Origin of the sequence: Acinetobacter sp. WCHAc060033, from assembly GCF_004209125.1 — a bacterium.
Taxonomy (GTDB): domain Bacteria; phylum Pseudomonadota; class Gammaproteobacteria; order Pseudomonadales; family Moraxellaceae; genus Acinetobacter; species Acinetobacter wuhouensis.
This window is the reverse complement of record NZ_SGSW01000184.1, coordinates 1-528: the sequence shown is the minus strand read 5'-3', so window position 1 is coordinate 528 and position 528 is coordinate 1. Positions and strand designations below refer to the sequence as shown.

Genomic DNA, 528 nt, shown 5'->3' with positions numbered 1-528 from the left:
CGGATTAAATTGGACCGCACCAGATTACAGTACGCTTTGTAGAAGACAAAAGCATATTGATATTGCAATCAGCTACCAAAAAAGTAGCGATGGGCTGCATCTACTCGTAGACTCTACAGGCATGAAGTTTCTAGGTGAGGGCGAATGAAAACGCAAGAAACATGGAGCTGAATATCGTCGCCAATGGCGTAAACTACATATTGGTATAGATGCCAAAACCCTACAAATACGAGCAGTTCAGCTTACAACCAATAATGTCAGTGATTCACAGGTGCTTGGTGATTTACTTAATCAGATTCCACAAGATGAGCAGATTGACTCTGTTTATACCGATGGAGCTTATGACACCAAGCAATGCCGTGAGGTCATTGCAGATCGGCAAGCACATGCGGTGATTCCACCTAGAAAAAATGCGAAACCATGGAAAGATACAAAGAGTAGCTCGCTAGAGCGAAATGAATTACTTCGAACAGTTAAACGTTTAGGCAGGACACTATGGAAAAAATGGTCAGGCTATCATCGGCGAAG

Annotated in this window: 1 pseudogene; it reads left to right on the top strand. The window is 42.8% G+C overall.

Going from position 1 to position 528, the window contains the following annotated elements:
* Positions 1-528: pseudogene (locus tag EXE10_RS21205) on the top strand (IS5-like element IS17 family transposase); the annotation flags it as partial.